Origin of the sequence: Mucilaginibacter sp., assembly GCF_036383575.1 — a bacterium.
In the GTDB taxonomy this organism is placed as follows: Bacteria; Bacteroidota; Bacteroidia; order Sphingobacteriales; family Sphingobacteriaceae; genus Mucilaginibacter.
The window spans coordinates 1-5,335 of the sequence record NZ_DASVOB010000865.1; the positions used below are offsets into that span (position 1 = coordinate 1).

The window sequence follows — 5,335 nt, forward strand, 5'->3', positions numbered from 1 at the left end:
AAACCGCGGATGCCGCATTGCTGTACTGAGTAATTACCTTGTCCACGTGTAACGCCCCCCCAGTTGTAGTAAGGTGAGTTGTTGCTGTACTGAATTTCAAAAACCGATTCGGGGCCGTTTTCACCTGCTGCCAGGAATATCGAGGCAAAGTCGGGTACTAATGAGAACGCGCCTGAACTGATCACACTTTCAAGCACAGTTTTAGCATCATCAAACTTGTTCTCGTATAGGTACACTTTACCCAACATAGCTTGGGCTGCATATTTGGTGATGCGGCCTTTTTGATCCTGCGAAGCTGGCAATACCGCAATGGCACTGTTCAAATCAGCTTCTATCTGTTTGTAAACGTCAGCTTTAGGGTTACGTTTAAGGGTTTTGGAATCACTTACCTCTAATCTTTTGTCGGTAAACAGCGGCACATCGCCAAACATCCGCACCAGCGAAAAATAGTAGTAAGCCCGTAAAAAGCTAACTTCCCCGTAAAGGGCGTCTTTGCCAGCAAAGGCAACCTGCGTACCGGCCGGGTTCTTATCTTTATATTGTGTCAGGTAATTGGCACGGTTTATACCCTCGTACGATACCTGCCACAGATCGGTAAGTGTTGAGTTAACCGGGGTGAGGGTATAATCATCCATCTGCTGCAATGAAAGCACATCTGATGCTGCCTCACCGCCTGCTACCGAGTTATCAGAGGCAATATCGCCTACGGGCACCATTTGGTTTAACCATTGTAAAGGCGTGTATGCGCTGATCACCATGGTGCGGTAATCGGTTTCGGTTTTAAGATAATCCTGATCGGTTACTTTAAAATCTTCGTGCGGGTTATAGTCTACAAATTTTTTACATGAGGTGTTCATGGTCATTAACAGAACCATGCTCACTATCGGTATATATATCTTCTTCATTTTAGTATCTGTTAGTGGTTATAGTTTAATGTCAAGACCAAAGCTGTACATCCTCGCCTGAGGATATGCGCCGCGGTCGATACCTGTATCCAGTACATCGCCGGCTATTTCAGGATCAAAGCCAGTGTATTTGGTAATGGTGAAGGCGTTTTTAACCTGCCCGTAAACCCTGATACTTTTAAATACACCACGCGCAAATGAAGTTGGAAGCGTATAACCCAGCTGCAGGTTTTTTATTTTCACGAAGCTGCCATTTTCAACATACCTGTCGGATACGCGGATGTTGCTATTAGGGTCATTAAATGAATACCTTGGATCTTTGGCATCGTTTGTTGAACCCGGACCAGTCCAGCGGGCCAGCACATTACGGAATTTGTTGGTAAAGTTTTGGTTACGCTCATAAGCCCGGTAAACATCATTACCTATTGAAGCGTAAGTAAACGCGCTGAAATCAAAGCTTTTGTAGGATACGCTCAGGTTCCAGCCTAAAGTAAATTTAGGGAAAGGGTTACCGATCTGGGTTTGATCGGCAGCGGTGATTTTGCCATCGTGGTTTACATCCACATAGCGGATATCACCAGGCTGTGCGCCGTCCTGAGTTGGTGCAGCAGCTATTTCGGCAGCGTTCTGAAATAAGCCATCGGTTTTGTAACCATAGAAATAGCCCGGGGTATGGCCTTTTTCAAACACGGTAACCGTTTGCGACTGTCCGTTAAAATAACTGCCACCAGTTACCTTTGCCGTACCGTCGGTATTAGTAGCGGTAACAATGTTTTTGCTTGTGGTGAATGTAAAGTTGTTGCTTAACTTAATGTCCTTGCTGATGGTTTCATTGTAGCCGAGCGTGATATCAACACCGTTTGTTTTGGTTGAACCGATATTGGCCGTTGGCGGAGGGATAGTACCTAAATACAAGGAGATTGAAGGAGTAAACAACAGGCCGCTTACCCTTTTCTCAAAATAATCGGCAGAGAGGGAAAGCTTGCCTTTAAAGAAGGTAGCATCAAAACCTACGTTGCTCTGTAGCTGCTTTTCCCAGGCCAGGCTGTTATTGGCTGCCGAACCTACGGTTGAACCCGGATAAAAGATGTTGCCAAAGTTATAGCCGTTACTGTTAGCTGTTGGGCCATAATCAGGGCCGCCGGTTACGATAGAAACATAAACCGGGTTCACGTTTTCGTTACCGGTTGAGCCGTAACTGCCGCGGATCTTTAAATAATCAACAAAGGGAACTTTAAAAAAGTCTTCGCTGCTTACTACCCAGCCCAATGAACCGGCGTAAAAGTTGGCGAATTTATTGTCCTTACCAAAAGCAGATGAACCATCCTGGCGGGCAGAGAATGATGCAAGGTATTTGCCTTTATAATCATAATTAACGCGACCGAAGTAAGAAAGATTCCGCTTAAAGTACTGGTAATACGAACCTGTTAAAGCATTCAGGTTATCGGCAGTGTTGTTGCCCGTAGCCGCCGAAAAATCGGCAAACTCCCAGGAGTTAAAGGGTACATCCTGCCGGGTGGCATTCATGCCGTTACCTGTAGTTTTCGCCATTGAAAAACCAACAACCGTTTCAAAATGGTGATCTTTTTGAATATTGAAGTTATAATTGGCGAACGACTCCCAGGTATAGTTGAAATTACTGTTTTTAGTTTGCGATACGCTGCTGTGCGAGCCGGTTACCGTGCTGCCATCGGCATTCATGGTGTTGTTTACGTTAAGCGGACCGTAGAAAACCAGTGGGGTAAAGTTTTTTGAATTATCGTCGTATTTGGTGTAGCCAAACCTGCTGTTCAGTTTAAGGCCTTTAATTACATCGTACTGTAATTCAAATTTGCCATACAGCTTGTTGCCTGTGTTTTTGTTGTAAGTATTATCCAGCTTGGCCAGCGGGTTAAACACTTCAGACAGGATCAGGTTACTATAACCGTATTTACCAACGCTGTTAGGATCATTATTGTAAACAGGCACAGTTGGATCAAAGTTGAGAGCGCTGCCCAAAATACTGTTAAAGGAGTTTTCCTGTACCGATTTGCCTGTCAAGATCACATCGGTGGCGTTAACAAGGAATTTGATTTTAGAGGTAATATCAAAAGTCAGGTTGGCCGTAAAGTTTCCGCGGTTAAACCTCGATTTATCATAACCGCCCACAATGCCGCCCTGGCTCTGGTATCCCGCAGAAAGGAAATACTGCATTTTATCGCTGCCACCGCTTGCCGAAAGGTTATGCGTTTGCATAGGCGCAGTGTGGAAGATCTGGTCCTGCCAATCGGTACCTACGCCCAGTATGGAAAGGTCAGGGAAGATCACCGGTCCACCAGAAGTTACGCTGCCTTCGTTAACAATAGCGCCATACTCAGTAGCGTTCAATACACCTATTTTGCGCTGCACACTTTGAATACCGTAATTGCTGTTGATAGAGATCTCGGTTTTCTGGTTTTTTCTGCCCGATTTGGTAGTTACCACGATAACGCCGTTACCACCCTTTAAACCATATATGGCAGTAGTAGCCGCATCTTTCAGTACGTTAATCGATTCGATATCCGAAGGGTTAATAGCGTTAAAATCGGTAAGCGTTTGTACCGAACCATCCACGATCACGGTTGGATCATTACCTGAAAATGATGGTATACCACGCACCTGTACGGTAGGCTTTGAACCCGGCGAACCGCTTTGAATAACCGTTACGCCGGAAGCCTGGCCTTGCAGGGCTTCCTCCGCGCGTAAGGGGGTAAGCTTTTTAATGTCCGAGGCTTTAACAACAGATAGAGCACCCGATATATTAGTTACTTTTTGAGTGCCATAGCCCACTACAACAACCTCGCTAAGGGTATTGGCGGCATTATCATCCAGCGCGAAGTTTACTTCGCCGGCCTGGCTTACCTGCTGCTCAATTTTATTCATACCGATAAAGGATACTACCAAGGTTGCGCCGCCCTGTGGTATTTGCAGCACGTACTTTCCGTTGATATCGGTTACCGTACCATTGGTGGTGCCTTTAATGGCAACGGTGGCCCCGGGCAGCGGATCGCCGGATTTCTTTTCGGTAACCTTACCGGTTACACGAAGTGTTTGTGAATAAGCCCTGTCAACAAAGCAAAAGAGCAGTGCGAGGGCTATACAAAACGTAAGTTTTTTTTGCATAAAGTTTAATTTTAGGTTGATACTATTTGGTTTTTGGGAGGAATGAAAACCCTTGCAGGCACTCATTATACACTACGTGGGGCAGTGTATTGTAAATTGGTTCGCCTTTTCAGGGTGGAAATCGCGGAAGCACCTCATGTGCAGTTGCCATAAAGCAATTGCAGGCCTGCACAAATGCAAAGCCAGGTGTACATAAGTTTAAATAACTCATTTACAGGTTTATACTTTTGGTTAAATAATAATGCCGGGGCATCAGGTTTATGGCACCAAATGTATAGGCAGATTAACCCACAGTGAAATTTCGGACTACATCACTACCACACAGTTTGAAATTTTTATTGCAATGCTTGATATTCGCCACATCTTTGATACATTTAATAAAATGTTGGGCTTTCGCCTGCAAAACCTATATGCGCTCACTTATTGTTTTTTTTATAATCCTGCTTGCAGGTAACCTATCCTCGTATTCACAGACCTATATCGGCCAGCGGGAAACGGTTAATTATGAAAAAAAACAATACAATGCCGGCACCCAAAACTGGAAGATCATTCAGGACGCCCAGGGCCGCATGTACTTTGCCAATAATGAGGGTGTGCTGGTATTTGACGGCGCTTACTGGCAGCTTTATCCCCTGCCCAATAAAACTATTGTATGGTCGATAGAATTTGGAAAAGATAAAAAGCTGTATGCCGGCGGGCAGGATGAGATGGGTTATTTTTCGCCCGGCAAAAATGGACTGCTTCAATTTACTTCGCTCAAAACGCTGCTGCCCAAGGCCGACAGGCAGTTTTCAGATATATGGGATATTGCCTGTTATGACGATGATGTTTTTTTCCGGTCGCGGAACAAGATTTTCCGGTATCATCATGGTAAAATTAACTCATATACCCCCTACTCCGCATGGCTTTCGCTGGGCATATATCAAAAGCAATTAATAGCTCATGACGAGCAAAGGGGCTTGGTTACGTTCAAGGGCAATAGCTGGCAAAAATTCATTGATAAGAAGGACCTGCCTGCCGGCTTTTTCATCACCGGAATTGCCGCCATTAATAAAGATTCGAGCCTGGTTACTACAGCTAAAAATGGCGTTTACATATTAAACGGAAACCAGCTTAAAAGCTGCAATATCAATGGTTTCGGCATTGATAACCACGAGCATTTTTCGGGCGTAGTGGTACTTGGCGATGGCAGCTTTTTGATAGGAACATACGCTAATGGCGTTTACCAGGTAAATAAACAGGGTAATGTAATTGAAAATATCTCCAAAAAAGAGGGCCTGCAAAACAGC

General features: G+C 44.8%; 2 protein-coding genes and 1 pseudogene. 1 reads left to right on the top strand and 2 read right to left on the bottom strand.

The window, feature by feature from the left end; translation table 11 throughout:
* A partial coding sequence (locus tag VF500_RS30505) for a RagB/SusD family nutrient uptake outer membrane protein (RefSeq protein ID WP_330863269.1) occupies positions 1-905 on the bottom strand: 905 nt, incomplete at its 3' end.
* 18 nt (positions 906-923) lie between these two features.
* A complete protein-coding gene (locus VF500_RS30510) occupies positions 924-4,046 on the bottom strand; it encodes a TonB-dependent receptor (RefSeq protein WP_330863270.1) in 3,123 nt (1,040 codons plus the stop codon).
* Positions 4,047-4,456: 410 nt separating this feature from the next.
* On the opposite strand from VF500_RS30510, the pseudogene VF500_RS30515 reads away from it, so the two are divergent.
* Positions 4,457-5,335 (top strand): annotated as a pseudogene (locus tag VF500_RS30515) (hypothetical protein); the annotation flags it as partial.